Source organism: Mesorhizobium amorphae, from assembly GCF_014843845.1.
Classification (GTDB): Bacteria; Pseudomonadota; Alphaproteobacteria; order Rhizobiales; family Rhizobiaceae; genus Mesorhizobium; species Mesorhizobium amorphae_A.
In genome coordinates, this window is the sequence record NZ_JHQS01000105.1 from 1 (window position 1) to 1,176 (window position 1,176).

Here is a 1,176-nt window from a genome sequence, read left to right on the forward strand (position 1 = left end):
ACTGAATTTGACGTAAGCCGCCCCGCGATTGATCCTCAACAATCGAAACTCAGTCAGGATTACAGGGCGGATTCTGGTAAGGACTGCTTCGCACATGAGGTGGCTCCGCAAGCGCAGCCGTGAAGGAGAAAATGAATGCAATTTGAACATAGTGAAATCCAAGCCCGTGTGGAGCGGCTGCGCGCCGAACTGCGCACTCGCAAACTCGATGCACTGCTCATCGACGATTGCGAAGCCATGGCCTATTACTTGAACTACGAGTCGTCCGTGAGCTTCTACCGTGCCGGCCTTATCCCCGCTGAAGGCGAAGCATTTTTTGCGCTGAGGACGGTGGATGTCGCTCCGTTTTGCGAACGTAGCTGGATCAAGGACTTCGTCGCCTTTCCCGACTGGGAAAACCCGGCCGCGGTAATTGCAGAGAAGATTCGGCAGCGTGGTTTCGATCGCGGGCGCATCGGTATTGACCTAACGAGCCATGCCCTCACGGTCCAGACTTTCGAAGCCCTGAAGCGCGAACTGCCGCATGTCGAGTTCGTCGACGTCGACGGATTACCCTGGAAGCAGCGCAAGTTGAAGTCGAAGGCTGAAATTGAAAAACTCCGCAAGTGCAGCGCAATCGTTGATGCCACGATGCAGGAGATTGTGGAAGCCGCGAAGCTAGGGTTCACGGAACGGGAAGCGGCGCACATGACCGTTGAAGCCTTTGCCCGCCACGGAGGCGACCCCGCTACCCCGGGTTCGGTGATCACTGCCGGCAAAGGTTGGGATTTCCTGCATGGGCACGTTCACAACACGCCTCTCCAGGAAGGGGACGTGCTTCATGTCGAACTTGTACCTCGCTTCGAGGGCTATAGCTCGCGCATAATGCGGTGCGTTGTCATAGGCGACATCCCGCCAGAAATGGACGTTCGGTCGAGAAAGATGATCGAACTGCAGGACAAGCAGATTGCGGCCATGAAACCCGGCGCGATCGCTAAGGACGTCGATTGCATTATGCGGCAGGGCGCGCTCGACGCGGGTATTCGTCGCGAGTACAACAATAATACCGGATATACACTCGGCTACTATTCGAGGAGAATGATCCGAGGGGGAGATTTTACTTGGGTCTTTCTTCCAAACTCCGAGTGGGTCCTGGAAGAAGGAATGGTCTTCCATATGGTTACATCAGGCGAAGGC

The 1,176-nt window shown here is 55.8% G+C and carries 1 protein-coding gene; it reads left to right on the forward strand.

Annotation, left to right across the window (positions count from 1 at the left end; translation table 11 throughout):
- Positions 1 to 135 precede the first annotated feature (135 nt).
- A partial coding sequence (locus DH08_RS30220; protein WP_192182911.1) for a M24 family metallopeptidase occupies positions 136 to 1,176 on the forward strand: 1,041 nt, incomplete at its 3' end.